Origin of the sequence: Bradyrhizobium sp. IAR9 (assembly GCF_013408065.1) — a bacterium.
In the GTDB taxonomy this organism is placed as follows: Bacteria; Pseudomonadota; Alphaproteobacteria; order Rhizobiales; family Xanthobacteraceae; genus Bradyrhizobium.
In genome coordinates, this window is sequence record NZ_JACBZW010000016.1 from 146,947 (window position 1) to 172,996 (window position 26,050).

Sequence of the window (26,050 nt, forward strand, 5' to 3'; positions counted from 1 at the left end):
CCGAGTCTCGGCCCTGAGTCTTCCGACCCAGGCAAGCAACTGGAAACCACATCGCAGAAAGTCGACCCTCGGGTTTAACGAAACTCAAGCGAATCTGAGGCTAGTTTGAATCCAGTTTTCGAAGCGCCGGCGAGCGGCGCCTGAGGCGTTACATGTATGGGTCCTTCGGACCAATCAGGAGGGCGGGATGGCTAAGACCGTCCTGATCGTGGAAGACAACGAGCTCAATATGAAGCTCTTCCGCGACCTGTTGGAGGCGCACGGCTACCAGACCTCCGGCACCAGCAACGGCTACGAGGCGCTCGACCTCGTTCGCAAGATGCGGCCCGACCTCGTGCTGATGGATATCCAATTGCCGCAGGTCTCCGGCCTCGAGGTGACGCGCTGGATCAAGGACGATCCGGAGCTGCGCGCCATTCCCGTCGTCGCGGTCACGGCGTTCGCGATGAAGGGCGACGAAGAGCGCATCCGCGAGGGCGGCTGCGAGGCCTATTTGTCCAAGCCGATCTCGGTCGGCAAATTCATTGAGACGGTCCGGCGTTTTATCGGATAGGAAGTGAGTTCACAGTGTCCGCGCGTATCCTGGTTGTCGATGACGTTCCTGCCAACGTCAAACTCCTCGAAGCCCGCCTGTCCGCCGAATATTTCGATGTGATGACCGCCTCGAACGGCACCGAGGCGCTGGCGATCTGTCATCGCGCTGAATGCGACATCATCCTGCTCGACGTGATGATGCCCGACATCGACGGTTTTGAAGTTTGCCGCCGCCTCAAGAGCGATCCGGCCACGCACCACATTCCCGTCGTGATGGTGACGGCGCTCGACAGTCCGTCCGACCGTAACCGGGGGCTGGAAGCGGGCGCCGATGACTTCCTGACCAAACCCGTCTCCGACGTCGTGCTGATCGCGCGGGTGCGCTCGCTGACGCGGCTGAAGATGATGACCGACGAGCTGCGCATGCGCGCCATCACTTCGCTCGAGATCGGCATGCAGGCGCCCGAGCGCAGCGCCGTGGCCGACACCGGCAAGGGCGGCCGCATCCTGCTGGTCGACGACCGTCCGTCCTCCTACGAGCGGCTGGCGACGATCCTCGCCGCCGAGCACACCATCGACGTCGAGCCGAACCCGACGGAGGCGCTGTTCCACGCCGCCGAGGGCAATTACGATTTGCTGATCGTCTCGCTCGACCTCAACAATTTCGACGGCCTGAGGCTCTGCAGCCAGGCGCGCTCGCTGGAGCGCACGCGCCATGTGCCGATCCTGGCGATTGCGGACCCCGAGAACTCGACGCGGCTGCTCCGCGGCCTCGAGATCGGCGTCAACGACTATCTGCTGCGTCCCATCGACAAGACCGAGCTGCTAGCGCGGGCCCGCACCCAGATCCGCCGCCGCCGCTATACCGACCATCTGCGCGACAATGTGCAGAACTCGATCGAGATGGCGATCACGGACGCGCTCACCGGCCTGCACAATCGCCGCTACATGGAGAGCCATCTGGCGACGCTCGCCGAGCAGGCTTCGACCCGCGGCAAGCCGCTGGCGCTGATGATCCTGGACATCGACTTCTTCAAGTCCATCAACGACAATTACGGCCACGACGCCGGCGACGACGTGCTGCGTGAATTCGCGGTGCGGGTGCGCAAGTCGATCCGCGGTATTGACCTTGCCTGCCGCTATGGCGGCGAGGAGTTCGTCATCGTGATGCCGGAGACCGATCTCCACGTCGCCGGCATGGTCGCCGAGCGCCTGCGCCGTTCGATCGCGGGCGAGCCGTTCGCGATCCACAAAGGCGCCAAGCGCATCGAGGTCACGATCTCGATCGGCCTGACCACGCTGGAGCAGAAGGGCGAGGCGGTCGCCGACGTGCTCAAGCGCGCCGACACCGCGCTGTATCGCGCCAAGCACGACGGGCGCAACCGCGTGGTATCGCAGGCGGCGTGAGGCCGCCCGCGCAAAATTCGCGAAAACAACCCCATGCACAGTAGCCGGCGCTAGCCGGATCAACGGGTTACGTGCGCGGCAAAGATAGCTTGCGCGGACCGTCGCGCCGTTTGACCCGTCGGGCAAAACAGGGAGGATGTTGGTAGCGTCGCGAAATGGCCTGACGTGTAGTCAGGCGTCCACGCTTCCTCCACAAACTCCGCTGTCATTCCCCGCGAAAGCGGGGAATCCAGTACGCCGCGGCCTCTCGGTTCAATCACAGCTGCCTCTGGAATACTGGATCACCCGCTTTCGCGGGTGATGACACCGAACGATGCGGCAAGGGTTATTGTGGCGTCGGCTTGCGTCGCTTCTCCGCCGGCTTCCCCGCATCCCCCACATCCACCCCTGCATTCCGCAACAGCACCTTCGCCGCTTCCTTCGCAGCTCTTGCCATTGCCGGATCGTCCCGCACGAGGTCCTGCGCGATCGAGCCGTCGACCAGCAACACCAGCTGCGTTGCGAGCGCATCCGCCTCGGTCACACCAAGCTCGTTCAGGCGGTCGCGAAACCAGAGGCGGCGGCTTTCCTTGAAGGCGACCGCGATCTTCTTCACGGCGCGGTCCTGAGGGCCCAGCTCGGCGACCGCGTTCACGAACGGGCAGCCGCGAAAGTCCCTGGCTGCAAACCGCCGCTCCAGCGAATCGAAGGTGCCGAGGATCTGTTCGGCCGGCGGCTTGTCCGAGGGGGATGCGTGCACGAAGCGGCGCTCGAGGTATGCCGCGATCAGCGCGTCCTTGGACGGGAAGTGGTTGTAGAGCGTGCGCTTGGAGATGCCGATCTCGGCCGCGATGGTGTCAACGCCGACGGCGCGAATGCCCTGCAGATAGAACAGCTTGTCGGCGGTCTGAAGGATCCGCTCTTTCATCGTCTGTGGGGCGGGCGGGGGAGCCATGCAGCGACGCGCATCCTCTTGGCTTGACAGCTGGGGCGCAACATAGCCTATGTACACAGGTCTGTGTAACCAAAATCAACCGATATTTCAGACGACGGCATTTGCGCCGTGCCCAAAAGGGAGACGAAAATGCCCCTGCTGCAGGTCCTGCGTCCGACATTGCCCATCCTGATCGGCGCCTCGATCATGCTGACGCTGAGCATGGGGCTGCGGCAGAGCCTCGGCATCTTCATGCAGCCGCTGACCCACGACATCCACATTTCGATCTCGGATTTCACGCTGGCGCTGGCGGTGCAGAACCTGGCCTGGGGCTTCCTCCAGCCGCTCGCCGGCGCGATGACGGTGCGCTACGGCTTCCGCCCGATCATGATCGTCGGCGCGCTGATGTACATCGTGGGCCTCATTCTGATGGCGACCGCGAACGGCCTCGTCAGCATCATGATCGGCGCGGGCGTGCTGATCGGGACGTCGCTGGCCTGCACTGCAGCCGCTATCGCGATGTCGGTGGCGGCGCGCGCGGTGCCCGAAACGGTGCGCTCGACTGTGCTCGGCATTGTCTCCGGCGCGGGTTCGCTCGGCGCGCTGCTGTCGGCGCCGATCGGACAGATGCTCAATGAGGGGTTTGGCTGGCGCGTCGGACTTGTCGGCTTCGTCGTCATGTCGGTGCTGATGATTCCGGCCGCGTGGTACGCGGGGCGCGTCGACCAGGTCCCGCTGCCGAAGCCGGCTGCCGACGAGATCGACGATGCCACGGCTGCGACCGCGGCGAGGACCGCGTTCGGCAATGCCTCCTTCGTGGTGATGACCTGCGCCTATCTCGTCTGCGGCATGCAGCTCGTCTTCCTCACTACGCATCTGCCGTCCTACCTCGCGATCTGCGGCCTCGATCCGATGCTGAGCGCGCAGACGCTCGGCATGATCGGCGGCTTCAATGTGCTCGGCTCGCTGTTCTTCGGCTGGGCCGGCCAGCGCTGGAACAAGCTGGCGCTGCTGGGTGCGATCTACATCCTGCGCTCGCTGGCGCTCGCCTGGTACTTCATGCTGCCGGCAACGCCGTTCTCGACGCTGCTGTTCGGCGCCATCATGGGCTTCCTCTGGATGGGCGTCGGGCCGCTGGTCGCGGGCGCGGTCGCCGAGATGTTCGGCCTGCGCTGGCAGGCGATGATCCAGGGCCTCGCCTTCATGAGCCACCAGATCGGCAGCTTCCTCGGCGCCTACGGAGGCGGGGTACTCTACGACGCGCTCGGCTCCTACACCATGGCCTGGCGCATCGGCGTGGCGCTCGGCCTTGCCGGGGGCATCGTGCAGGTGGCGTTCGCGCTTGTCAGGCCGTCGCAGCCGCCGACGCCAGTGTTGAAGGCGGCGTAGGCTTCTGGGATTAGTATCTCTCACCGTCACCCTGAGGTGCTCGCCTTCGGCGAGCCTCGAAGGGCGACGGCGCGGCTGCATCTCGACCGTTCATCCTTCGAGGCTCCCGGCGCGATGCTCTTGCATCGCGCCACTCGCACCTCAGGATGACGGATCGGGATAAGCGCTTGCAGCAATCGGCGAGCGGTATGGACTAGCGATGTCCTGAGCGCTTGAGATCGGCGACCTTGAACCTGTTGCCGGCCTGCAGGCTGCTGCAAAACCAGTGGGCTCTGTTTCGAAACTCGCCCAGGAACACCTTCGTCTCGACGCAATTCTCGTAGGATGAATGGGTGATGGTGTCTCGGCACGTTGGCGAGAAGGGTCCATAGTTCACATTGCCGCCCGACTCGCTGCATCCGATCCACGGCTCCTTGCCGTGCCGGAAGCTTGATGCACAGCCACCGTTGCAGCTGCTGGCGACTTTCTCCAGGCTGGCTATCCTCCCCATGACAGAACCCGGTGCATAGGAAGGCGTGCGCGCGGTTGCCGTTCGAGTGGTTGACGCAGTTCGACGCGGCGCCGTTGTGTTTGCTCCCCGCTCCGACACGTGCGGCTTTGCCACCTGTTTCGGCGCATCGACCGTGACAGGGGGAAGCGTGGCGGCGGAGCCGGTCGGGATTTGCGATGCGGCCGGGGCGCACAGCAGGATAGTCGACAAGGCTGCGATGGTTGAAGGCACGACAAGGCTCGATGACAATCTCATGACCATGTCCTTCCCAAATCCGGACGGAAATTCCGTGCCGGTATGTGCACGGTAACAGACATTTAGGATTGAGCAACCGGGGGTTGAGGGATCGCTTAGCGATAAATTCGCCATCGCCATGGCAACCAACAAGAGAATGCGCTTGCTGGGCGGCTTGTCCACCGAAGCTCGAAGAACGAAGGCGGAAGCGAAGCGGTTGGGAACGACTCTGCAGCGCAGCGCGCCGATGTGGCGGCGGCTCGCGCTCTCTGACCGTCACCCTGAGGTGCTCGTCCTGCGGTTTCCCGCAGGGCGAGCCTCGAAGGGCGACAGCCCGGCCGCATCTCGGCCGTTCATCCTTCGAGGCTCTCCGCGCGATGCTTTGCATCGCACGGCTCGCGCCTCAGGATAACGGAGAAGGATAGGTAAAGAAAAACGGGGCCCGTGAGGGCCCCGCAAAACTCAGCAGCTTGTCCGCGATCTTACTTGATCTTGGCTTCGCGGAATTCGACGTGCTTGCGCGCCACGGGATCGTACTTCTTCTTGACCAGCTTGTCGGTCATGGTGCGCGAATTCTTCTTGGCGACGTAGTAGAAGCCGGTGTCGGCCGAGGACACGAGCTTGACCTTGATGGTGACCGCTTTGGCCATGTTCAGAACCTCAGGAATGAAGGGAATCTGGAGCCGGCCAAACGGCCCGCGTTGGCCGGCAACCTAGCCAGAAACCGCCTGATGTCAAGGTTTCGAAGCGTTTTCAAGCGAAGTGGGCACCGGTTCGCGTCAAGAAAACGCGTCAAAAACAACAACCTAGAGCCCCCGTACGGGGCTCTAGCGGCAAAAGCACCCCAAAACGGCCCGATTACCCCTCGAAGAACCGGTTTTTCGGCCGTGGCAAGCCCAGATTCTCCCTCAAAGTGGGCCCTTCATACTCTTTCCGGAAAATCCCGCGCCGCTGCAGCTCGGGAACGACCTTGTCGACGAAATCGTCGAGGCCTGCGGGCAGGAACGGGAACATGATGTTGAAGCCGTCGGAGCCGCGCCCGACCAGCCATTCCTCCATCTGGTCGGCGATGGTTTTGGCCGTGCCGACGAAGGACAGCCCGCCATAGCCGCCGACGCGCTGGGCGAGCTGGCGCACGGTGAGCTTGTCGCGCTTGGCAAGGTCGACCATGCGCTGGCGGCCGCTCTTGCTGGCATTGGTCTCGGGGATATCAGGCAGTTGTCCGTCGGGATCGAAGCCGGAGGCATCGGTGCCGAGGATGACCGAGAGCGAGGCGATGGCGCTGTCGTAATGCACGCGGCTATCGAGCAGCGCGCGCTTCTCCTTGGCTTCATCGACGCTGTCGCCAACCACGACGAAGGCGCCGGGCAGGATCTTCAGATGCTCGGGATCGCGGCCGATCCTCTCCATGCGGCCCTTGATGTCGGCATAGAGCTTTTGTCCGTCGGCGAGGCTGCCGCCGCCGGTGAACACGGCTTCCGCCGTCTCTGCCGCGAGCTGCTTGCCGTCTTCGGAGGCGCCGGCCTGCACGATCACCGGCCAGCCCTGCACGGGACGGGCAATGTTGAGGGGGCCGCGCACCTTCAGATATTTGCCGTTGTGGTCGAGCGTGTGCATCTTCGCGGGATCGAAAAATAGCCCGCTCTCGACATCGCGCACGAAGGCATCGTCGGCGAAGGAATCCCATAGGCCCGTGACGACATCGTAGAACTCGCGTGCGCGCTTGTAGCGCTCGGCATGCTCCATGTGATCATCGAGGCCGAAATTCAGGGCCGCGTCCGGGTTCGATGTCGTGACGATATTCCAGCCGGCGCGGCCGCCGCTGAGATGATCGAGCGAGGCGAAGCGGCGCGCGACGTGGTAGGGCTCGTCAAACGTGGTCGAGCCGGTCGCGATCAGGCCGATCCGCTCGGTGACGGCCGAGAGCGCCGACAGCAGCGTGAACGGTTCGAACGATGTCACGGTGTGGCTGCGCTTGAGCGCATTGACCGGCATGTTCAGCACGGCGAGGTGATCGGCCATGAAGAAGGCGTCGAACTTGCCGGCCTCGAGCTTCTGGATCAGCGTCTTGATGTGCGAGAAGTTGAAATTGGCGTCCGGCCAGGCCCCGGGATAGCGCCAGGCGCCGGTGTGGATGCTGATCGGGCGCATGAACGCGCCAAGCTTGAGTTGCCGTTGTGCCATCGCCCGGTGTCCGTTCTTGGTGACGCTCGGGAAGACATAGGCATGCGGCGGAACTCCGCCATCGGGGGAGGCGGGAAGATTTTTTCGTTTTTCGATCAAACCTCAGCACGTTCGCGTCATTCCGGGCCGCCACGTCGCGGCGAGATGCAATTGCGCATCTGAGAATCGATCAGGCCGCAGACACCGAGGCGAGAGGACTACTGCCCCCGAGCCCTTTGATCGAAGGCGCTCAGCACGGCGAGCGTCATCGCGGTGACGCCGGTCTGGATGGTCGGTTTCGGCACCGGGGCGAATTGCGGCGAGTGATTGCCGGGAAGCGGCGGGCCGCTGCCATTGCGCGCGGCGGCGACGCGGTCGGGCTCATAAACGCCGATGTTGAAGAACATCGACGGCACGCCGGCGTTGACATATTCCGAGTAGTCTTCGCTGGTCGTGTTCGCAGGGCTGACGTTGAACTTGTCGCCGAAGGCCGCTTTCAGCACCCGCTCGGCCTGGCCGACCACACCGGCATCGTTCACCACCGCCTTGGTCCCTTCGTCGAGGTGGATTTCAGGCGCCGGTGCATCCGCCATCGCCGCCACCGCTTTCGCCGTCCGCTCGATCCCGGCCAGCATCCTCGCGCGCACCTGCGGCTTGAAGCTGCGGATCGTGCCGATCACCCTGGCCTCGTCGGGGATGATGTTGCCGGCGGTGCCGGCGTGGATCGCGCCGATGGTGACAAGGCCGAATTCGGTCGGGTCCTTCTCGCGGCTGATCACGCTCTGGACGTCGACGACGAAGCGCGATGCCATCATCACGGGATCGATCGTCGCCTGCGGGATCGCGCCATGGCCGCCGCGGCCGACGAATCTGATGAACAGACCGTCGACATTCGACGATCCGACCCCGACCCTGTAGGTGACGGAGCCGTAGGCTCCACTGCTGTCGTGCAGGGCAAACCCCGCATCGGGTTTCGGAAAGCGGGTGAACAGGCCATCGGCGATCATCGCCCTTGCGCCCGCGACCTCTTCCTCGGCGGGCTGCGCGATGAACATCAGCGTACCGTGCCACTGGTCCTTGATGCCGACCAGGGTCTTCGCCGTGCCGACCCAGCTCGCCATGTGGATGTCATGGCCGCAGCTATGGGCGACGAATGTCTCGCGGCCCTGCCAGATCTGCTTGTCGCGGCTGGCATAGGGCAGGCCGGTCTTCTCCTCCATGGGCAGCGCATCGAGCTCGGTGCGAACCATGATGGTGGGACCGTCACCGTTCCTGTAGATGGCAACAAGGCCCGTCTTGCCGACGTGCTCGGTGACTTCAAAACCAATCGCACGCATCTCGCCGGCGAGTTTCGCCGCGGTCTTCTCCTCCTGGAAGGCAATCTCGGGATGGGCGTGGATGTCCTTATAGAGCGCGTCGAGCTTCGGGTATTCGCTCTCGAAGGCGGTCTCGATGGTTTGCTTCAATCTGGCGACGTCGAGCTCCGCACGGGCGGGCGGCGAGAGCAGGCCGCACAACGCCACGGAAGCGAGCAGAGGCCTTACGAAGCGCATCATCCGATCCTCCGGTTGTTCAAGCGCTCTTTCCCTTCACCTAGCACATCTCGTCGCATCTTTCCGCCATAGAAATGGAAGAACGGCACCGGCGCATCGCGGCGGAGCGGGCTGTCGCGTTGAGCAGCTTGCGCGTCATCGGATGCAGATCGGCGAGCGGTTTTGAGCCGAGCTCGACCCAGAGCAGCTTGACCAGCCCCGCATCGAGGCGTCACGTCGAACCAATCCGCTGCTCGCGCCGACCAAGCCATGACCCCGCGAGGAGACGCTTCAATGGCCGGCGCAATGACCGTGGACGGCGGCATCGTCCGCATCGACCGGCCCATGCCATGGGTCGGCCGGCTGTTGTCGCTGCCGCTGCTGGCGGCAAGTGGCTATCTGCTGTGGAACGTTGCGCTCGGCCTGCGCCAGGACTTTTTCGGTTTTGGAAGGCTCGCCGACGATCTCGTGCCGGTACTGGTGTTCACGGGGTTCGGGCTGCTCGTCGGCATCCCCGGCATCATCCTGCTGACGTTCCGCTACTTCGTCGTGCTCAACGAGACGCTGCGCCAGATCGTGATCACCAGGCAGTTCGGCCCGCTGAACATCCGCTCGTCGCGCAGTCTCGCCGACTATCACTTCATCAGCGTCACCGACGACTACGACACGGATCTGACGACGTACGACGTCAATCTCTGCGGCAACAAGGGCATCGAGCCGATCACGCTTCAGAACTTCACGCGTCGTGAGGAGGCCGATCAGCTCGCAAGCGAGATCGGCCGCGTCCTCAAGCTGCCGGCGCGCGATTATGTCGGCACCGAGCCGGACGCGGACTGACTAGCCCAAAATATCCTTCTGCATCTTGCCGCCGTAAAAATGGAAGAACGGCACTGGCGCATCGTGGCGCAGCGGGCCGGTGGCAAGGCGGGTATGGAGCTCGTTGAGCACGTTGCGCGTCATCGGATGCAAATCGGCCAGCGGCTTCGAGCCGAGCTCGACCCAGACCAGCTCGACCAGTTCGGCATCGGCATGGATCACGCCGTCGACGCGGTGGGTGATCGCGGAGGCGTCCGCGGTGAAGAAGCGCGTGTCGAACCGCTTGACGCGGCCGGGTGGGGTGATCGCGCGCGCGATCAGGAACAGGCTGGAGGGATCGGGCAGGAGGCCTGAATCGGCGAACGGCTTCCAGGGCCCGTCGAGCTTTGTCACTTTGCCCTCGGCCGTGCGCCCGAGGCAGAGACCGGTTTCTTCGCAGGCCTCGCGGATCGCGGCAATGGCGAGCGACTTCGCGCGCGAGGCCGGCGTCTTCGGGCTGCCCTTGGCGAGATTGGCCTCCAGCTCGGCGGTGATGGGCGCAGCGCAGGGCACGCGATAGTCGGCCTTGTCGACGCGTCCGCCCGGGAAGACGAACTTGCCGGGCATGAACACCACCTTGTCGTGGCGCTTGCCGACCAGCACCTTCGGAATGGCGCCGCTGCGGTCGACCAGGATCAGCGTTGCCGCATCCCTCGGACGGAAATAGGGATGATGATCGGCTTCCTTTTCCTCGTGGACCTTGGCCTTCTCCGCGACCTGCGCAATATCCGTCATGTCCTCACCCAAACGCTTTTTGCTTCTTGCTTACACAGGCGGAATACCATCCGGAGGGTTCTCGTCAAACCCGTGCATGCGCAGAGCCCATTGCAGGCCGACCACAGCTCCCTTGACCGGCTGCAGCAGCGCGAGCGAGGCGACGAAGGTGAAGGGCAGATAGGCCGCGAAGCTGAGCCAGACCGGCGTCGTGTAATTGGTCTCGATCCAGAGGATCGTGGGCACCACGATGTGACCTACGATGACGATGACGAGATAGGCGGGCAGATCGTCGGCGCGGTGCGGCGTGAAATCGAGGCCGCAGCTGGCGCAATCGTCTGATGTCTTCAGGAAGGCGCGGAACAATCTGCCTTCGCCACAGCGCGGGCAGCGGCCGCGAAAGCCGCGCTTCATCGCCGTCCAGAGATCGCGCTTCTCGACGAGACCCGTCTCGCGCGTCCAGATTTTTGGGGCCGTGCTCATCGTCACCATGCTTTGCCCTTTTTACCGCCGCCTTTTCCCTTGTTCTTTCCTTTATTCTTTCCCTGGCCCTTCTTCGGTTTGCCGGATTTTGGCTTCGGCGGCTTGCGTTTTCTATCCGGGCTGCGTCCGGGATGCGCCTTGAATGAGGGGCGGCGCTGCGGACCGGATGACCTGCGTTCGCGCGGCGCGGTCTCACTGGAGGACGACAGCAGCTCGAAGCGCAGCGCGCCCGCGATCGGCGCTGCTTCGATCAGGCGGACGTCGACCACGTCGCCGAGCTGATACATGGTGCGGCTGCGCGTGCCGACGAGGGCGTGTCGGCTCTCGTCATAGTTGAAATATTCCGTGCCGAGGGATCGGATCGGAATCAGGCCGTCGGCGCCGGTCTCAGCGAGCTTGACGAACAGGCCGGCGCGGGTGACGCCGGAGACCCGGCCCTGGAAACTCGCGCCGATGCGATCAGCCAGGTGATGGGCAATGAGCCGGTCGACGGTCTCGCGTTCCGCCTTCATCGCGCGCCGCTCGGTCACCGAGATGTGGGCTGCGACCTCGCTTAAGGTTTCCGGCGTCTCGCTGTCGGGCAGGGCGCCTTCGCCGAGGCCGAGCGCGCGGACCAGCGCGCGATGCACCACGAGGTCGGCATAGCGGCGGATTGGCGAGGTGAAATGCGCGTAGCGGCGCAAATTCAGGCCGAAGTGCCCGTAGTTCTCCGAGGAGTATTCGGCCTGCGCCTGGGCGCGCAGCACCACTTCGCTGACCAAGGGGTAGTAATCGTGGCCTTCGAGCTGGGCCAGCACGCGGTTGAACGTGGTGGGACGCAGAGCGCCTGATTTGGCGAAGGGAACGTCGAGCGTCTCCAGAAATTCGGCGAGCGCGTGAACCTTCTCCAAGGTCGGCTCGTCGTGCACGCGGTAGATCAGCGGGAGCGACTTCTTCTCCAGCATCTCGGCGGCTGCAACGTTGGCGAGGATCATGAACTCCTCGATCAGCTTGTGCGCATCGAGACGTTCGGGCACCACGACGCGGTCGACCGTGCCGTCGCTCTTCAAGAGGATCTTGCGCTCAGGCAGATCGAGATTGAGCGGATCGCGCTCGTCGCGCGCGCGCTTGGCGCAGGCATAGGCGGCGTAGAGCGGCCGCAAGACCGGATCGAGCAGGGGGCCGGTGGTGTCGTCGGGCCGGCCGTCGATCGCGGCCTGCGCCTGCGCGTAGCTCAGCTTTGCCGCCGAGCGCATCAGGATGCGGTGGAAGCTGTGCGAGCGCTTGCGGCCGTCGGGGCCGAGCACCATGCGCACCGCGAGCGCGCCACGCGGCTCGCCCGGCACCAGCGAGCAGAGATCGTTGGAGATGCGCTCGGGCAGCATCGGTACGACGCGGTCGGGGAAGTAGACCGAATTGCCGCGGTCGAGCGCGTCGCGGTCGAGCGCGCTGCCCGGCCGGACGTAGAAGCTGACATCGGCAATGGCGACGTTGACGATGAAGCCGCCCTTGTTGTTGGGATCGGGATCGGCCTCAGCATGCACCGCGTCGTCATGATCCTTGGCGTCGGGCGGATCGATGGTGAGAAGCGGCACGTCGCGCCAATCCTCGCGGCCCTTCAGGTTCGCGGGCTCAGCGGCTTCTGCCTCGCGCTCGGCGGCAGGCGAGAATTGCAGCGGGATGTCATGGGCGTAGATCGCGATCAGGCTGATCGCCTTCTCCGACTTGACCGAGCCGAGCTTCTCTTTCACGCGCCCGGAGGCCAGTCCAAAGCTGCGCGTGCGGACGATGTCGACGCTGACGAGATCGCCGTCCTGCGCGCCGTGTGTGTCGGCCGGGGCGATGTTCAACTCGCGGTCCGCGGACTTCTTGTCGACGGGGACGAGCCGTCCGCCGCCTTCGGGCAGACTGCGAAACACGCCGAGGATGCGGCTCTTGGCCTTGTCGAAAACCTTGATGATGTGGCCGCGATAGGCCGGGCCTTCGGTGTCGTCCGTGCGCTCGACGCGCAGCAGCACGCGATCGCGGACGCCGGCGACGGTGCCTGGCTTCGGCCGGCGCGGCATCTGGATACGGATTTTGGGGGGCTCGCCACTCTCGACTTCGTCCCATTCGGTGGGGGAGGCGATCAATTCGCCGTCGGCGTCGCGGCCGGTAATGTCGGCGACCAGCGTCGGCGGCAGCGCGTCCGGCTCGGACACCTTGTGGCGCTTCTTCTTGATGGTTCCGTCGTCGGCGAGCTCGCGCAATATGCGCTTGAGCTCGACGCGATCGGCGTTCTTCAGGCCGAACTCGCGCGCAATTTCGCGGGTCCCGACCTTTCCGGGATTTGCCTTGATGAAGGCGACGATGGCTTGCCTGTCGGGAAAGCCACGGTCATTCTTGCGTTTCACTTAACCTCTAATTCTTGATCTCAAGTCTTGCCGGCGCTCTTCTTGGCCGGAGCCTTGGGGGCGGCGGCCTTGGTCGGCGACGTTTTTGCGGTCGACGACACGGCTGCGCGCGCCTTGCTGGTGGATTCGGATTTGGTTTTGGCCGCCTTCTTCGCGGCGGCCTTTTTCGGTTTCGGTGCGGCGTCATCGCCGTCCGCAGCCTTCGCCGTAGTCTTCTTGGCCTTGGCCGGCTTCGCCGCCTTCTTCGGCTTCTTGCCGCCGCCTTTGGCTGCGCGCTCGTCGATCAGCGCAATCGCCTGGGCCAGCGTGACGGTGTCCTTTTCGAACTCGGCGGGGATCGTCGCGTTGACGCCGCCCGCGGTGACATAGGCGCCGTAGCGGCCGCTCTTCACGGTGACGGTGCCGAGCGAGGGATGATCGCCGATCGCCTTGCCGGGATCGGCGCCGAACCGGCGGCTCGGGCCCTTGGCGACCTTTTCCGCGATCAGCGTCACCGCGCGGTTGAGGCCGATGTCGAACACTTCGTCGCCGGCTTCCAGGCTGGCATAGGTCTTCTCATGCTTGACGAACGGCCCGAAGCGGCCGAGACCTGCGGTGATCGGCTGGCCGGTCTCCGGATGCTTGCCGATCTCGCGCGGCAGCGACAATAGCTTCAGCGCAAGCTCGAGCTCGACATCGCCGGGCGAGGTGCCCTTCGGAATGCCGGCGCGCTTCGGCTTCTCGCCTTCCTCATAATCCTTCTGCTCGCCGAGCTGGATATAGGGCCCGAAGCGGCCGGCCTTGACCCAGACATCGCGACCCGTCTCGGGATCCTGGCCGAGCGAACGGTCAGCGGTCGCTTCGCCATCGGCGGCGAGCTGACGAGTGTAGCGGCACTCCGGATAATTCGAGCAGCCGACGAAGGCGCCGAACTTGCCGGCCTTGAGATTCAGCCGGCCATTGCCGCAGCTCGGGCACTGCCTGATATCGCCGCCATCCGTGCGGGGCGGATAGATGTGCTGGCCCAGCATCTCGTCGAGCACGTCGAGCACCTGGGCTACGCGCAGATCCTTGATTTCGTCGACGGCGCCGATGAAGCCCGTCCAGAAATCCTTCAGCACCTGCTGCCAGGAGATCTCGTTGTTGGAGATGCGGTCGAGCTGCTCTTCGAGACCGGCCGTAAAATCGTATTCGACGTAGCGGGCGAAGAAGCTCTCGAGGAACGCGATCACGACGCGGCCCTTGTCCTCGCCGTGCAGGCGCTTCTTCTCCAGCTTGACGTAGCCGCGGTCCTTCAGGACTTGCAGGATCGAGGCGTAGGTCGAGGGCCGGCCGATGCCGAGCTCTTCCATGCGCTTGACCAGCGAAGCCTCGGAGAAGCGCGGCGGCGGTTCGGTGAAATGCTGCGTGACGGACAGGCTCTGCCGCTTGAGCGCGTCGTTCGGGCTCATCGCGGGCAGGCGGCGGGAATCCTCGTCCTCCTCGTCGTCGCGGCCTTCCTGGTACAGCGCGAGGAAGCCGTCGAACTTGACCACCTGGCCGGTGGCGCGCAGCTCCAGCGTGCGGGAGCCTGCCTTGGCCGTGATGTCGACGGTGGTGCGCTCCAGCTCGGCCGATTCCATCTGGCTCGCGATGGTGCGCTTCCAGATCAGCTCATAGAGTTTAGCCTGATCGGCATCGAGCTTGCGGCTCATGCTGTCGGGGCGGCGCGACATGTCGGTCGGGCGGATCGCTTCGTGCGCTTCCTGGGCGTTCTTGGCCTTGGCCTGGTACTGGCGCGGCGCGTCCGGCACGTAGGCGTTGCCGTAATCCTCGCCGATCACCTTGCGCGCCTGGGTGATCGCCTCGGGGGCGATCTGCACGCCGTCGGTACGCATATAAGTAATGAGTCCGGTGGTCTCGCCGCCGATGTCGATGCCCTCATAAAGGCGCTGGGCGATGCGCATCGTGTGCGCCGGCGCAAAGCCGTATTTGCGGCTGGCTTCCTGCTGCAGCGTCGAGGTGGTGAAGGGCGCCTGCGGATTGCGCCGGGCCGGCTTCGCATCGACCGAGGTCACGGTGTAGGCGGCCGTCTCCAGCGCCTTCTTGAAGTCTTCGGCTTCCGCGCCGGTTCCGATGTCGAGGCGCTGAATCTTCTTGCCGTCGGCGCCGACCAGGCGGGCCTCGAACGCATCGCCGCGCGGGGTGAGCAGGGTCGCGATCAGCGACCAATATTCGCGCGCGACGAACTTCTCGATCTCGAGCTCGCGGTCGCAGACGAGGCGCAGCGCCACCGACTGCACGCGGCCAGCGGAGCGGGCGCCCGGCAGCTTGCGCCACAGCACCGGGGAGAGGGTGAAGCCGACCAGATAGTCCAGCGCCCGGCGCGCCATATAGGCGTCGACCAGCGCGCCGTCGATCTGGCGCGGATGCTTCATGGCGTCCGAGACCGCCTGCTTGGTGATGGCGTTGAACACCACCCGCTCGATCTTCTGGTCCTTCAGCGCACGCTTTTCCTTCAGCACCTCGAGCACGTGCCAGGAGATGGCCTCGCCCTCGCGATCAGGGTCGGTGGCGAGAATCAGGCGGTCGGCGTTCTTCAGGGACTTGGCGATGTCGTTGAGCCGGCCGGCCGCCTTGGGGTCGACCTCCCAGATCATCTTGAAATTGGCGTCGGGATCGACGGAGCCGTTCTTCGCGGGCAGGTCGCGGACATGGCCGAACGAGGCCAGAACCTCATAGGACGAGCCCAAATATTTGTTGATCGTCTTGGCTTTCGCCGGCGACTCCACAATGACGATATTCATGTAGTTCCAGTAACTTACGGGAAAATCTGAGGCCGAAAACGAAAGGACTCGGGTCGGCCGTTTCGCCCCGAACATGGGTGGTGAGGCCCTCGCTGTCAAATCGAGGGCTGTTGAAAGCCGCCCGGATGGGAAAAGTTTCATATCGAGAAAGTTGCAAAATACCACCTTGGAGTTGCGATCGCTATCGGCGTAATGTTTCCGCGGGGCATGGATTCGGGTGGGGTCTGGTGACTAGGCCGGGAAAGAAACGGGCGCGCGCCGCATCAGGCGCGCCGGGAGGCTCGCGTCACGAGGAACCGGGGGAGGGCGGCGTGGACGAGGCCGTCGCCTTCATCGCCGAGCAGGTCGGGGCCTTGCGCAAGCTCGCCGAGCGCCACAAGCTCGACGTGCTGCACTATCTCCTGGGCATGACCAAGCTCGAGGCCGACGAGCATGTGAGGCTGCGGAGCAAGCGCAAGCTGTCGTGAGGGCACTATCCAACCCGTCATCCTGAGGCGCGAGTGGCGCGATGCGCGGCATCGCGCCGGGAGCCTCGAAGGATGCACGGCCGGGATGCAGCCGGGCCGTCGCCCTTCGAGGCTCGCCGAAGAGGCGAGCACCTCAGGGTGACGGTGCGAGATATGGGCGCCGTTCTATCCCCGTCATTTGCGAGCGCAGCGACTAGTCCGCCGAAGCCTTGGCGAAGGCGGAAGCAATCTTTCCGCGGCGGCAGTCTGGATTGCTTCGTCGCAAGGGCTCCTCGCATTGACGGTGTGGCGAGAGCCGGGCTCGTCACGCCGACCGCCGTCGCGACGCCGGCCGCGGCTTCAGAGTCGTATCCGCCGGGCTAAGCAGCCGGCCATCCTCCGCGCGCATTTCCAGCTTCTTCACCGGGCGGCCCTTGGCGCGATCCACCAAAATGGTCGCGATCTCCTCAGGCGCGTCGTCGAACTCCTCGCTCCACTGCCTGAGCGCCACCAGGATCGGGAAGGTGCCGCGGCCCTTCGGTGTCAGCACATATTCCTGGTAGGCGCTGCCGTCGGAGGCGGGGGCGGTTGCCAGGATGCCGTGGTCGACCAGCGAGCGCAGCCGGACCGACAAGATGTTCTTGGCCATGCCGAGCTTGCTCTGGAATTCGCCGAAGCGGCGCAGGCCGAACAGCGCCTCGCGGATGATCAGCAGCGACCACCAATCGCCGAGCGCGTCCAGCGACCTCGCGATCGGGCAGGCATCGCCCTCGAAGCTGGTTCGTTTCACCATCGTTCCGGTCCTGTCGCGTTCGCACGATCGGTGTGCCGATCACGCGCTTGTGTGGTTGCATGATAAAACCATATGCCCTAGATGGCAACGTAGTTTTATGATGCAACCACTGGAGGCGAACGTGAGACTGAAGAACAAGACGGCCCTGATCACCGGCGGAAACAGCGGCATTGGCCTTGCGACCGCAAAACTGTTCGTGGCCGAAGGCGCCAAGGTGGTGATCACTGGACGCAACAAACAGACGCTGGAGGCGGCGGCCAAGGAGCTCGGGCCGAACGCGCTCGCGCTCGCCGCGGACGCCACCGACATCGCCGCGACGGAAGCTGCGATCAAGCAGGGCGCCGAGAAGTTCGGCAAGTTCGACATCGTGTTCGCCAACGCCGGCATCGCCGGCGGCACGCCGCTCGGCTCGGCCACGCTCGAGGTCTTCGAGAAGGTCATCAGCACGAACCTGACAAGCGTATTCTTCACGGTGCAGGCGGCACTGCCTTATCTCAGCGACAATGCCTCGATCATCCTCAACGGCTCGGTGATCTCAGTGCTCGGCATTCCCGGCTACTCGGCTTACGGCGCCGCGAAGGCCGGCGTGCGCGCGATGGCGCGGATCATGGCCTCGGAGCTGTCGCCGCGCGGCATCCGCGTCAACGTGGTCGCGCCCGGCGCGACCCGCACGCCGATCTGGGGACCTGCAACGGCAACACCGGAAGCCGAGAAGGCGTTCGAGAAGCGGATCGCGCTGTCGACGCCTCTGGGGCGCATCGGTGAAACCGATCACGTTGCGAAGACGGTGCTGTTCCTCGCCTCCGATGATTCCGCGCACGTACAGGGCCAGGAGATCTTCGTCGACGGCGGCGCGGTGGCCTCGCCGAGCGGCGCGCCGATCTATCGCGGTTGATCGCTCCTCCGAGCTTAAGTCGTCCGGCGCAGATCGTGTGTTGCGCCGGACGGTTCTGCGCTCGCGAGGACTATGCCGCGCGCAGACTGGTGGCTGCCTGAAGGGCGCCGGCCAGCGACTTCTCGCGGTGATCCGGGCCGACCTGGACGCCGTCGGCCGGAATGAATTCGACGCCGGTGATGCCCATGAAGCCGAACACCCAGCGCAGATAGGTTTCGAGATGCTCGCCGGCCGCATACGGCGTCTCCGCGCCATAATAGCCGCCGCGCGAGATCGCCACGATCACGCGCTTGCCCCCGGCGAGCCCCTCGGGCCCGGCCGCGCCGTATTTGAAAGTCTTCCCCACCACCAGGATGCGATCGATCCAGGCCTTGAGCTGGCTGGGAATGGTGAAGTTGTACATGGGCGCGCCGATCACGACGATGTCGGCGGCCAGGAACTCATCCAGCGCAGCTGCGCTCGCGGCGAGGTCGGGTCCGATTTCCGCCGGCGCGGGCGCGCCTTGCGCGGCGGCGAGGTGCGATCCTGAGAGGTGGGCCAGCGGGGTCTGGGTCAGGTCGCGATAAGTGATGTCCAGTGAGGGCATCGCCTGCCGGAGCCGGTCGACGATGGCGGCAGAGACCTGCCTGGAGACGGAGTGGGGGCCGAGCACGCTGGAGTCGAGATGAAGCAGTTTCATTTGGGGTCACCCTGGTATAAGTTTGTAACCAGAGCTACATGAGTGACTATCGAAAACCCCGCAAGAACGCACTTTTTTGAGCCATGGGCACATCTTTGAAACCTAAGAACACCGGTTTTCCTGCGACGCCGAGGCCCGATCCAATGCCGCATCCCGACCATGCGGACTGCCGTGGGGTCGCCTCCGTGCTGTCTCGCGTCGGTGACAAATGGAGCGTGTTCGTCATCATGATGCTGAGCGACGGGCCGAAGCGCTTCAACGAGCTTAAGCGCATGATCAACGGCATCTCGCAGCGCATGCTGACATTGACGCTGCGGGGGCTGGAGCGCGACGGCCTCGTTACGCGCACGATCTTCCCCACCATCCCGCCGCGGGTCGACTATGAGTTGACCGATCTCGGCCGTGGTCTCCAACAGCCGGTGAAGGCGCTCGGCGAGTGGGCGATCGCGCATCAGCAGCAGATCGCGGCGGCGCGGACGAAGTTCGACGAGCGCAACGAGAGCTAAAGCAGCGACACCAGCCCGCCGCCGTGACGCTCCAGCTTGCCGGCGAGTTCGAGCTCCAGCAGCACGGTGCGCACGATTGCGGGCGAGGCGCCGGACATCCGCACGAGATCGTCGATCGAGATCGGGGTGGGGCCGAGCAGGCCGGTGATCTGGTCGCGGTCGTGGCCCTGCGGATCGCTCTCGAAGGGCTCGCTGTCGGGCTCGCTGACGGGGTGCATCAGCGGCCGCTCCATGATCGGTGCGACAGCGTTGATGATGTCGGCAGCTTCGGTGACGAGGGTCGCGCCCTGCTTGATCAGATCATTGGCGCCGGCGGCACGCGGATCGAGTGGCGAGCCCGGCACCGCGAACACCTCGCGGCCCTGTTCGGCCGCCATACGCGCGGTGATCAGCGAGCCCGAGCGGTGCGCCGCTTCCACCACGACGACGCCGAGCGAGGCGCCTGAGATCAGACGGTTGCGGCGGGGAAAGTCGCGGGCGCGCGGTTCGTGGCCGAGCGGCATCTCGGAGATCGCAGCCCCCGCGTGGTCGAGGATCGCTGCGAGCAGGTCGCCATGCTCGGGCGGATAGATGCAATCATGTCCACCGGCGAGCACCGCGATCGTGCCGCTTGCGACGCTGGCGCGATGGGCGGCCTGATCGACGCCGCGGGCGAGCCCTGAGATGACGATGAATCCGGCTTCGCCGAGCTCGCGCGCCAGCAGGCCTGCGAATTTCAGCCCGGCGCCGGAGGCGTTGCGCGAGCCGACGATGGCGATCATCGGCCGCATCAAGGACTTCGTATCGCCGCGCACCGCGAGCAGCGGCGGCGCATCGTCGATCATCGCCAGCCGCGCCGGATAGCCGTCCTCGCCGGGTGCGCGCCAGGCGATGCCGAATTTGCGGCTGGCGGCGAGCTCGGCCTTGGCCTCGTCCGCGCTATAGATGCGCCCAGACCGCTGCGCGCCGCCGCGGCGCGCCAGATCAGGCAGCCGCTCCAGTGCGGCGCGCGGGCTGCCGAAATGATCGACCAGCGAACGGAAGGTGCGCGGTCCGACATTGTCGGAGCGGATCAGCCGCATGCGGTCGATCCGCTCAGCTTCGGTCAGCTCCACGCTCGGATTGATGGCGTCCACGGCGTCTCCTTGTGGCCGCAGCATGGAACAACCTGAGGGCGTTGCGCAACAGCGGCGTGCGCTTGCGCGACCTCGCCCCGATGCTAAAAGCGATACCAATAAGAAGGGTTTTGCCATGATCTCACTCGCCGACCTCCAGCGCCGCATCGAAGCGGGCGAGCTCTCGCCCGATGCCGCCATCGCCCAGTCGCATGCGGCGATCGAGGCCAAAGAGAAGGACGTTCGCGCCTTCGTCCGCCACGACAAATCCGCGAAGGCGCAGGCCTCCGGCCCGCTGCGGGGCATCGCGGTCGGCATCAAGGACATCATCGACACCGCCAATATGCCGACCGAGATGGGCTCGGAGATCTATCGCGGCTGGCAGCCGCGCAGCGATGCGCCTGTTGTCATGATGCTGAAGCGGGCAGGCGCCACCATCATCGGCAAGACCACGACCACGGCGTTTGCCTCGCGCGATCCGACCCCGACGCTCAATCCGCATAATCTCGGCCATTCGCCGGGCGGCTCGTCCTCGGGCTCTGCGGCAGCGGTCAGTGCCGGCATGATCCCGCTGGCGCTGGGCACCCAGACCGGCGGCTCGGTGATCCGGCCCGCCGCCTATTGCGGGACGGCCGCGATCAAGCCGTCGTTCCGGATGCTGCCGACGGTCGGCGTGAAGTGCTATTCGTGGGCGCTCGACACGGTCGGCCTGTTCGGCGCGCGTGCGGAGGATCTTGCGCGCGGACTTTTGGCGATGACGGGCCGCTCCGAGTTTTCCGGCATCGTCCCGGCCAAGGCGCCACGCATTGCCGTCGTCTGGCAGGAATTTGCCGGTGCCGTGGAGCCGGCGGCCGAAGAAGGCTTGCAGGCCGCGATCAAGGCGGCGGAGCGCGCCGGTGCCAGCGTGCAGGCCATTGATCTGCCCGAGGCGGTGCAGGAGGCCTGGCGCATCCATCCCGTCGTCCAGGATTTTGAGGCGCATCGCGCGCTGGCCTGGGAGTTTTCCGAACGTCACGACGAGATCGCGCCGATGCTGCGGGCAAGCCTCGATGCCACCGCCCATCTGACGCCGAAGGAATATGACGAGGCACGCCGGATCAGCCGTCGTGGCCGCCGCGAGCTCGGCGAATTGTTCGAGGGCGTCGACGTGCTCCTGACCTATTCCGCGCCCGGCACCGCGCCGGCCAAGGAGCTCGCGACGACAGGCGATCCTCGCTACAACCGGCTGTGGACGCTGATGGGCAATCCTTGCGTCAACGTGCCGGTGCTGAAGGCGGGCGGCCTGCCGATCGGCGTGCAGGTGATCGCGCGCTTCGGCAACGATCCGGTCGCACTCGCGGCGGCATGGTTCCTGGAGAACGCGCTGGCGAAGTCAGGCTAGCGCGGGTTCGGAAGCGACAAGGGCCCGGGCCGGCTCGGCGAGCGGCGCGTCGGCCTTTGCATCTTGCCTGAGCCAGCGCTCGGCAGCGGCGCGACCGCTTCGGTGCAACAGCCGGATGAAGCTGTGGCCGAGATCCGTCGATGAGCGCTGCGCCAGGCCGTCAACGGAATCTTCTGCCGCGATCCGGGTGAGCCGCAACGAAGATGCTGCATGCGCCTGCGCCCAGGCGATCGCGGCGATCTCGGCATTGAGGGCGGCATTGGCCGCGATCTGGTCGAGCCGGCGGTCGATCGCGGCGAGCGTGATCGGCACGTAGCTGTCGCGCGCCGGCGTGACCTGGACGAGCAGGACATCGGACGTCGTCGTGTCCTGCGCCAGCCGCAGCAAGGGCGGGTTGCCGCCAAAGCCGCCGTCCCAAAAGGCTTCGCCCTCGATCTCGACGGCGCAGTGAACCAGGGGCGGACAGGTCGAGGCCAGCGCGACGTCGGCGGTGATGGCGTCGTTGCGGAAGATGTGCTGCTGCCCGTCGCGGATCCGTGTCGCCGCGATCAGGAGCTTCGGGCAGTCCGGATTGAGCAGCGCGGCGAAATTGATGTCGCGCGACAGCGCCTGTCGCAGCGGATCGAGATCGAAAGGATCGAACTGGCCGGAGCGCAGCGTCGGACCGAACGCGACCGAGCTTCCCGCCGGCGAGAAGCCACCGACCAGCATCAGCGAGCGGAACGAGGCCTCGTGCAGCAGGCGGAGCCAGAACCGGCTCAGTCGTGCCCGTGCCGCTTCGCGGCCGCCTTCGGCAAGGCCGGAGGCGAGCAGGAGCGCATTGATGGCGCCGGCACTGGCGCCGCTGATGGTGTCGATCTCGATCGGCTCTTCCAGCAGCCGCTCCAGCACGCCCCAGGTGAAGGCGGCAAAGGTGCCGCCGCCCTGCAGCGCCAGCGAGAGCTTTCGTGGCGGCCAGGGGGTGGCGCGAGCCTGCGCCGATGCAACCTGGGCAGCCGCAGGTCGGACCTCGACTACAACAGGAGCGGGAGCGACGGGGGCAGGTGGCGGAGCCGGCGGCGAAACGGCAGTGAGCGTTGGCGCAGGCGGCGGTGCGGGCGCATCGGACCAGATATTGGTCGCCGACAGCAGCCGGCTTGCCGCCGTGCCCTGCGAACCAACCCCGTCATGCGCGCCGTCAATCTTCTCGCTCATTCTGAGCAACCGCGTAACGCCGTTTCTTCTGTCAGGATGACAGGCGTGGAACCTGTTCGCTACTGCCGGCCGCGAGCATGCGCCGAGTTGCGAACAGGATTTGGCATATAATGCAGAAGGGTCGCTTCGATATCCGTAGATGTCCGGCTTCAGGCCTTCTCGCCGATCCGGCTCTCCTTGCCGGTCTGCAAGCGCTTGATGTTCTCGCGGTGCGCGTAGAACAGCAGCAGCGTCAGCAGTGCCGTCAGCGCCGACAAGGCGAGATGCCCGAACCACCACAGGAACATCGGCGTGACGAACGCCGCCACCAGCGCGGAGAGCGAGGAGTAGCGGGTGGTGAAGGCGGTCGCCAGCCAGATCAGGCAGAACACGACGGCGCCGGGCCAGAACAGGCCGATCAGGATGCCGATATAAACGGCCACGCCCTTGCCGCCCCGGAACTTGAGCCAGACCGGGAACAGATGGCCGAGGAACGCGCCGAGCCCGGCGACCATGGCGGCATTGGGTCCTGCGATGTAGCCGGCGATCACCACGGCCACGGTGCCCTTGAGGGCGTCGAACAGCAGGGTGCCTGCGGCAAGGCTCTTGCGTCCCGTGCGCAGCACATTGGTGGCGCCGATGCTGCCGGAGCCGATCGAGCGAATATCCTGGGTGCCGGCGAGCCGGGTTAGGACCAGCCCGAACGGGATCGAGCCGAGGAGGTAGCCGATGACGAAGGCCACCGGCAAAAATGCTTCAAGCCCCATGGCGGCAGCTCCAAAGGCCCGACTTTCGAGCCGAACGATTGCACAGGTCAGACATGCTCGTAAACCGTGCGTCCGCCGACAATGGTGCGCACCACGCGGCCTGTAAAGCGGGCCTCGTCGAACGGAGTGTTCTTGCAGGGCGATTTGAGGTCGGCGGGATCGACCACCCAGGGCACGTCGGGATCGATCACAATGACGTCGGCCGGGCTGCCTGCGCGCAGGGTTCCGCCGGGCAGGCCGAGCAGTTCGGCCGGCCGGGTCGACATCGCGCGGATCAGCGTCTTCAGTTCCATCTCGCCATTATGCACGAGGCGGAGGCCGGCGGGCAGCATGGTCTCGAGTCCAACGGCGCCGGGAGCGGCTTCGGCGAACGGCAGGCGCTTGACCTCGACGTCCTGCGGATTGTGGTCGGACATGATGACGTCGAGGAGGCCGGAGGCGATTGCGGCCACCAGTGCGCGGCGGTCGTCCTCGGTCCGCAACGGCGGCGACAGTTTCAGGAACGAACGGTAGGGGCCGATGTCGTTCTCGTTCAGCGCAAGATGGTTGATCGAGACCGAGGCGCTGACGGCGAGCCCGGCGTCGCGCGCGCGCTGGAGGATCTCGAGCGAGTCGATGCAGGTCAGCGAGGCCGCGTGATAGCGGCCGCCGGTCAAGGCCACGAGGCGCATGTCGCGTTCGAGGATCACGGCCTCGGCGGCATTCGGGATGCCCATCAGGCCGAGCCGCGATGCGAACTCGCCCTCGTTCATCACGCCTTCGCCGACGAGATCGGGGTCCTCGGTGTAGTGGACGATCAGCGCGTCGAAATCGCGGGCGTAGGTCAGCGCGCGGCGCATCACCTGCGCATTGGTCACGCTTCTGACGCCATCGCTGAAGGCGACGGCGCCCGCGGCCTTGAGCAGACCGAACTCGGTCATCTCATCGCCGTGCATGCCCTTTGTGAGCGCCGCCATCGGCTGGATGTTGACGATCGCGGTGTCGCGGGCGCGGCGCATCACGAAGTCGACGGTCGCCGAATTATCGATCACCGGAGAGGTGTCGGGCTGGCAGATGATGGTGGTGATGCCGCCGGTCGCGGCCGCCTGGCTCGCGGTGGCAAAGGTCTCGCGATGGCTGAAGCCGGGCTCGCCGACGAAGGCGCGCATGTCGATCAGGCCGGGCGCGACGATCTTGCCGGAGCAGTTGACGATGTCGGTGCCTTCGGGGACGCCGGCCGCGCCGATGCCGCGGCGGGTCTCGCGGATGGCGCCGTCGGCGATCAGGACGTCGCCGACACCGTCGAAATCCCGGGAGGGATCGACGACGCGGGCGTTGGCGAGCAGGATGGGGCGGCGATCGGTCAACATCGGCATCACGCGTTCGGCAGGTTACGGGCGAGCGCTTCCAGCACGGCCATGCGCACGGCCACCCCCATCTCCACCTGTTCGCGGATCAGGGACTGCGCGCCGTCGGCCACAATCGAGTCGATCTCCACGCCGCGGTTCATGGGGCCCGGATGCATCACGAGTGCGTCCGGCTTGGCGTAGGCGAGCTTCTTCTGGTCGAGCCCGAAATAGTTGAAGTACTCGCTGGAGGACGGCACGAAGGAGCCGTTCATGCGCTCGCGCTGCAGCCGCAGCATCATGACGATGTCGGCGCCGTTGAGCCCCTCGCGCATGTCGCGCGCGACCTCGACGCCCATCCGCTCGATGCCCGGCGGAAGCAACGTGGTGGGGCCGACCACGCGGACGCGGGCGCCCATCGTGTTGAGCAGGATGATGTTCGAGCGGGCGACGCGCGAATGCAGCACATCGCCGCAGATCGCGACCACGAGCCCCTCGATCCGGCCCTTGTTGCGGCGGATGGTGAGCGCGTCGAGCAGGGCCTGGGTCGGATGCTCATGGGCGCCGTCGCCGGCATTGATCACGGAACCGTCAACCTTGCGCGCCAGCAGTTCCACCGCGCCGGAGGCGTGATGGCGCATCACCAGGATATCCGGGTGCATCGCGTTCAGCGTCATCGCGGTGTCGATCAGCGTCTCGCCCTTCTTCATGGACGAGGAGGACACCGACATGTTCATGACGTCGGCGCCGAGCCGCTTTCCCGCAAGCTCGAACGAGGATTGGGTCCGGGTGGAGGCCTCGAAGAAGAGGTTCACCTGCGTCCGTCCCCGCAGGACGGTGCGCTTCTTGTCAACCTGGCGGTTGAGCTCGACATATTCTTCGGACAGGTCGAGGAGGCCGGTGATGTCGGCCGCGGAAAGGCCCTCGATGCCCAGCAAATGCCGGTGGCCGAGGACGAAGGTCGATTTCGATGTCATTAAAACGAGAGCTATAGGCGCGGATGGATGGGGGGGCAAGGGCCAAAGCCGGGGCGGTGAGTTATCCCCTGATCTGTCGGTCCCGACGCTGCGGCGTGGCCTCGACGTCATGCCCGGGCTTGTCCTGGGCATCCACGTTCTTCTATCGCATTTGACGCAAAAA

At 65.4% G+C, this 26,050-nt stretch carries 24 protein-coding genes and 1 pseudogene; 8 read left to right on the top strand and 17 right to left on the bottom strand.

Going from position 1 to position 26,050, the window contains the following annotated elements; translation table 11 throughout:
- Positions 1-187: 187 nt before the first annotated feature.
- Entirely contained in the window at positions 188-553 is a 366-nt protein-coding gene (locus GGD67_RS32945; protein WP_008566616.1) for a response regulator, read from the top strand.
- A gap of 14 nt (positions 554-567) precedes the next feature.
- Positions 568-1,941, top strand: a complete 1,374-nt coding sequence (locus GGD67_RS32950) for a PleD family two-component system response regulator (RefSeq protein WP_018321124.1) — start codon at positions 568-570, stop codon at positions 1,939-1,941.
- 325 nt (positions 1,942-2,266) lie between these two features.
- Here GGD67_RS32950 and GGD67_RS32955 read toward each other — a convergent pair whose 3' ends face one another.
- Complete coding sequence (locus tag GGD67_RS32955; protein ID WP_179738637.1) at positions 2,267-2,875, bottom strand: TetR/AcrR family transcriptional regulator; 609 nt, start codon at positions 2,873-2,875, stop codon at positions 2,267-2,269.
- Between the two features lie 129 nt (positions 2,876-3,004).
- Here GGD67_RS32955 and GGD67_RS32960 point away from each other — a divergent pair, with 129 nt between their 5' ends.
- Positions 3,005-4,243 carry an MFS transporter gene (locus GGD67_RS32960; RefSeq protein ID WP_018321123.1) on the top strand — a complete coding sequence of 413 codons (1,239 nt, stop codon included), beginning with the start codon at positions 3,005-3,007 and terminating at the stop codon, positions 4,241-4,243.
- Positions 4,244-4,436: 193 nt separating this feature from the next.
- On the opposite strand, the gene GGD67_RS32965 is transcribed toward GGD67_RS32960, so the two are convergent.
- The 5 genes and pseudogenes from GGD67_RS32965 to GGD67_RS39575 all read right to left on the bottom strand — a co-directional run.
- Positions 4,437-5,150 carry a hypothetical protein gene (locus GGD67_RS32965; RefSeq protein ID WP_245283314.1) on the bottom strand — a complete coding sequence of 238 codons (714 nt, stop codon included), beginning with the start codon at positions 5,148-5,150 and terminating at the stop codon, positions 4,437-4,439.
- A 299-nt stretch (positions 5,151-5,449) separates the two neighbouring features.
- Positions 5,450-5,617: a 50S ribosomal protein L33 gene (gene rpmG, locus GGD67_RS32970; protein ID WP_007603295.1), complete on the bottom strand. Its 168-nt coding sequence runs from the start codon at positions 5,615-5,617 to the stop codon at positions 5,450-5,452.
- A 208-nt stretch (positions 5,618-5,825) separates the two neighbouring features.
- Entirely contained in the window at positions 5,826-7,151 is a 1,326-nt protein-coding gene (locus GGD67_RS32975; protein ID WP_018321121.1) for an LLM class flavin-dependent oxidoreductase, read from the bottom strand.
- 197 nt (positions 7,152-7,348) lie between these two features.
- Positions 7,349-8,686: an amidohydrolase gene (locus tag GGD67_RS32980; RefSeq protein ID WP_179738638.1), complete on the bottom strand. Its 1,338-nt coding sequence runs from the start codon at positions 8,684-8,686 to the stop codon at positions 7,349-7,351.
- Positions 8,683-8,888: pseudogene (locus GGD67_RS39575) on the bottom strand (hypothetical protein); the annotation flags it as partial. The pseudogene GGD67_RS39575 and the gene GGD67_RS32980, both read right to left, overlap by 4 nt.
- A 68-nt stretch (positions 8,889-8,956) precedes the next feature.
- Between GGD67_RS39575 and GGD67_RS32985 the strand changes: the two are divergent.
- Complete coding sequence (locus GGD67_RS32985) at positions 8,957-9,499, top strand: hypothetical protein (protein WP_179738640.1); 543 nt, start codon at positions 8,957-8,959, stop codon at positions 9,497-9,499.
- On the opposite strand, the gene GGD67_RS32990 is transcribed toward GGD67_RS32985, so the two are convergent.
- From GGD67_RS32990 to topA, 4 genes are read right to left on the bottom strand one after another with little or no spacing between them, the layout of a single operon-like run.
- The gene (locus GGD67_RS32990) at positions 9,500-10,252 is read right to left on the bottom strand and encodes an NUDIX domain-containing protein (RefSeq protein ID WP_179738642.1); all 753 of its coding nucleotides are present in this window, start codon (positions 10,250-10,252) and stop codon (positions 9,500-9,502) included.
- A gap of 30 nt (positions 10,253-10,282) precedes the next feature.
- A complete protein-coding gene (locus GGD67_RS32995) occupies positions 10,283-10,723 on the bottom strand; it encodes a DUF983 domain-containing protein (RefSeq protein WP_179738644.1) in 441 nt (146 codons plus the stop codon).
- On the bottom strand, positions 10,717-13,086 hold the full coding sequence (rnr, locus tag GGD67_RS33000; RefSeq protein ID WP_179738646.1) for a ribonuclease R: 2,370 nt from the start codon (positions 13,084-13,086) through the stop codon (positions 10,717-10,719). The genes GGD67_RS32995 and rnr overlap by 7 nt, the downstream gene beginning before the upstream one ends.
- Before the next feature lie 20 nt (positions 13,087-13,106).
- The gene (topA, locus tag GGD67_RS33005) at positions 13,107-15,851 is read right to left on the bottom strand and encodes a type I DNA topoisomerase (protein WP_179738648.1); all 2,745 of its coding nucleotides are present in this window, start codon (positions 15,849-15,851) and stop codon (positions 13,107-13,109) included.
- Between the two features lie 311 nt (positions 15,852-16,162).
- Here topA and GGD67_RS39580 point away from each other — a divergent pair, with 311 nt between their 5' ends.
- Positions 16,163-16,318, top strand: coding sequence for a hypothetical protein (locus tag GGD67_RS39580; RefSeq protein WP_240536454.1), 156 nt, complete (start codon positions 16,163-16,165; stop codon positions 16,316-16,318).
- Between the two features lie 304 nt (positions 16,319-16,622).
- On the opposite strand, the gene GGD67_RS33015 is transcribed toward GGD67_RS39580, so the two are convergent.
- Positions 16,623-17,090: a helix-turn-helix domain-containing protein gene (locus tag GGD67_RS33015; protein ID WP_018321112.1), complete on the bottom strand. Its 468-nt coding sequence runs from the start codon at positions 17,088-17,090 to the stop codon at positions 16,623-16,625.
- Between the two features lie 121 nt (positions 17,091-17,211).
- Here GGD67_RS33015 and GGD67_RS33020 point away from each other — a divergent pair, with 121 nt between their 5' ends.
- Complete coding sequence (locus GGD67_RS33020; protein ID WP_026202489.1) at positions 17,212-17,985, top strand: SDR family oxidoreductase; 774 nt, start codon at positions 17,212-17,214, stop codon at positions 17,983-17,985.
- Positions 17,986-18,055: 70 nt separating this feature from the next.
- Here GGD67_RS33020 and GGD67_RS33025 read toward each other — a convergent pair whose 3' ends face one another.
- The gene (locus GGD67_RS33025; protein ID WP_179738650.1) at positions 18,056-18,664 is read right to left on the bottom strand and encodes an FMN-dependent NADH-azoreductase; all 609 of its coding nucleotides are present in this window, start codon (positions 18,662-18,664) and stop codon (positions 18,056-18,058) included.
- 83 nt (positions 18,665-18,747) lie between these two features.
- Between GGD67_RS33025 and GGD67_RS33030 the strand changes: the two genes are divergently transcribed.
- Positions 18,748-19,170: a helix-turn-helix domain-containing protein gene (locus tag GGD67_RS33030; RefSeq protein ID WP_018321109.1), complete on the top strand. Its 423-nt coding sequence runs from the start codon at positions 18,748-18,750 to the stop codon at positions 19,168-19,170.
- On the opposite strand, the gene dprA is transcribed toward GGD67_RS33030, so the two are convergent.
- Positions 19,167-20,309, bottom strand: coding sequence for a DNA-processing protein DprA (gene dprA, locus GGD67_RS33035; protein ID WP_179738660.1), 1,143 nt, complete (start codon positions 20,307-20,309; stop codon positions 19,167-19,169). The two genes, GGD67_RS33030 and dprA, sit on opposite strands and share 4 nt — an antisense overlap.
- A gap of 91 nt (positions 20,310-20,400) precedes the next feature.
- On the opposite strand from dprA, the gene GGD67_RS33040 reads away from it, so the two are divergent.
- Positions 20,401-21,645 carry an amidase gene (locus GGD67_RS33040; RefSeq protein WP_179738662.1) on the top strand — a complete coding sequence of 415 codons (1,245 nt, stop codon included), beginning with the start codon at positions 20,401-20,403 and terminating at the stop codon, positions 21,643-21,645.
- Here the strand turns inward: GGD67_RS33040 and GGD67_RS33045 are convergent.
- The 4 genes from GGD67_RS33045 to GGD67_RS33060 all read right to left on the bottom strand — a co-directional run bounded on the left by GGD67_RS33045 (position 21,637) and on the right by GGD67_RS33060 (position 25,887).
- Positions 21,637-22,839 carry a patatin-like phospholipase family protein gene (locus tag GGD67_RS33045; RefSeq protein ID WP_179738664.1) on the bottom strand — a complete coding sequence of 401 codons (1,203 nt, stop codon included), beginning with the start codon at positions 22,837-22,839 and terminating at the stop codon, positions 21,637-21,639. The genes GGD67_RS33040 and GGD67_RS33045 overlap by 9 nt on opposite strands.
- A 149-nt stretch (positions 22,840-22,988) precedes the next feature.
- Positions 22,989-23,585 (bottom strand): glycerol-3-phosphate 1-O-acyltransferase PlsY, encoded by a 597-nt coding sequence (gene plsY / locus GGD67_RS33050; RefSeq protein WP_092257610.1) that lies wholly within the window; start codon positions 23,583-23,585, stop codon positions 22,989-22,991.
- Positions 23,586-23,632: 47 nt separating this feature from the next.
- Positions 23,633-24,934 carry a dihydroorotase gene (locus GGD67_RS33055; RefSeq protein ID WP_026202486.1) on the bottom strand — a complete coding sequence of 434 codons (1,302 nt, stop codon included), beginning with the start codon at positions 24,932-24,934 and terminating at the stop codon, positions 23,633-23,635.
- A gap of 5 nt (positions 24,935-24,939) precedes the next feature.
- The gene (locus tag GGD67_RS33060; RefSeq protein ID WP_018321103.1) at positions 24,940-25,887 is read right to left on the bottom strand and encodes an aspartate carbamoyltransferase catalytic subunit; all 948 of its coding nucleotides are present in this window, start codon (positions 25,885-25,887) and stop codon (positions 24,940-24,942) included.
- Positions 25,888-26,050 lie beyond the last annotated feature (163 nt).

What these genes read in the sequence shown, in the direction of transcription:
- GGD67_RS32945 (WP_008566616.1), top strand. Translation starts at nt 188, where the DNA reads ATGGCTAAGACCGTCCTGATCGTGGAAGACAACGAGCTCAATATGAAG.
- GGD67_RS32955 (WP_179738637.1), bottom strand. Translation starts at nt 2,875, where the DNA reads ATGGCTCCCCCGCCCGCCCCACAGACGATGAAAGAGCGGATCCTTCAG.
- GGD67_RS32960 (WP_018321123.1), top strand. Translation starts at nt 3,005, where the DNA reads ATGCCCCTGCTGCAGGTCCTGCGTCCGACATTGCCCATCCTGATCGGC.
- rpmG (WP_007603295.1), bottom strand. Translation starts at nt 5,617, where the DNA reads ATGGCCAAAGCGGTCACCATCAAGGTCAAGCTCGTGTCCTCGGCCGAC.
- GGD67_RS32975 (WP_018321121.1), bottom strand. Translation starts at nt 7,151, where the DNA reads ATGGCACAACGGCAACTCAAGCTTGGCGCGTTCATGCGCCCGATCAGC.
- GGD67_RS32980 (WP_179738638.1), bottom strand. Translation starts at nt 8,686, where the DNA reads ATGATGCGCTTCGTAAGGCCTCTGCTCGCTTCCGTGGCGTTGTGCGGC.
- GGD67_RS32985 (WP_179738640.1), top strand. Translation starts at nt 8,957, where the DNA reads ATGGCCGGCGCAATGACCGTGGACGGCGGCATCGTCCGCATCGACCGG.
- GGD67_RS32990 (WP_179738642.1), bottom strand. Translation starts at nt 10,252, where the DNA reads ATGACGGATATTGCGCAGGTCGCGGAGAAGGCCAAGGTCCACGAGGAA.
- GGD67_RS32995 (WP_179738644.1), bottom strand. Translation starts at nt 10,723, where the DNA reads ATGGTGACGATGAGCACGGCCCCAAAAATCTGGACGCGCGAGACGGGT.
- topA (WP_179738648.1), bottom strand. Translation starts at nt 15,851, where the DNA reads ATGAATATCGTCATTGTGGAGTCGCCGGCGAAAGCCAAGACGATCAAC.
- GGD67_RS33015 (WP_018321112.1), bottom strand. Translation starts at nt 17,090, where the DNA reads ATGGTGAAACGAACCAGCTTCGAGGGCGATGCCTGCCCGATCGCGAGG.
- GGD67_RS33025 (WP_179738650.1), bottom strand. Translation starts at nt 18,664, where the DNA reads ATGAAACTGCTTCATCTCGACTCCAGCGTGCTCGGCCCCCACTCCGTC.
- GGD67_RS33030 (WP_018321109.1), top strand. Translation starts at nt 18,748, where the DNA reads ATGGGCACATCTTTGAAACCTAAGAACACCGGTTTTCCTGCGACGCCG.
- dprA (WP_179738660.1), bottom strand. Translation starts at nt 20,309, where the DNA reads ATGCTGCGGCCACAAGGAGACGCCGTGGACGCCATCAATCCGAGCGTG.
- GGD67_RS33040 (WP_179738662.1), top strand. Translation starts at nt 20,401, where the DNA reads ATGATCTCACTCGCCGACCTCCAGCGCCGCATCGAAGCGGGCGAGCTC.
- GGD67_RS33045 (WP_179738664.1), bottom strand. Translation starts at nt 22,839, where the DNA reads ATGAGCGAGAAGATTGACGGCGCGCATGACGGGGTTGGTTCGCAGGGC.
- plsY (WP_092257610.1), bottom strand. Translation starts at nt 23,585, where the DNA reads ATGGGGCTTGAAGCATTTTTGCCGGTGGCCTTCGTCATCGGCTACCTC.
- GGD67_RS33055 (WP_026202486.1), bottom strand. Translation starts at nt 24,934, where the DNA reads ATGTTGACCGATCGCCGCCCCATCCTGCTCGCCAACGCCCGCGTCGTC.
- GGD67_RS33060 (WP_018321103.1), bottom strand. Translation starts at nt 25,887, where the DNA reads ATGACATCGAAATCGACCTTCGTCCTCGGCCACCGGCATTTGCTGGGC.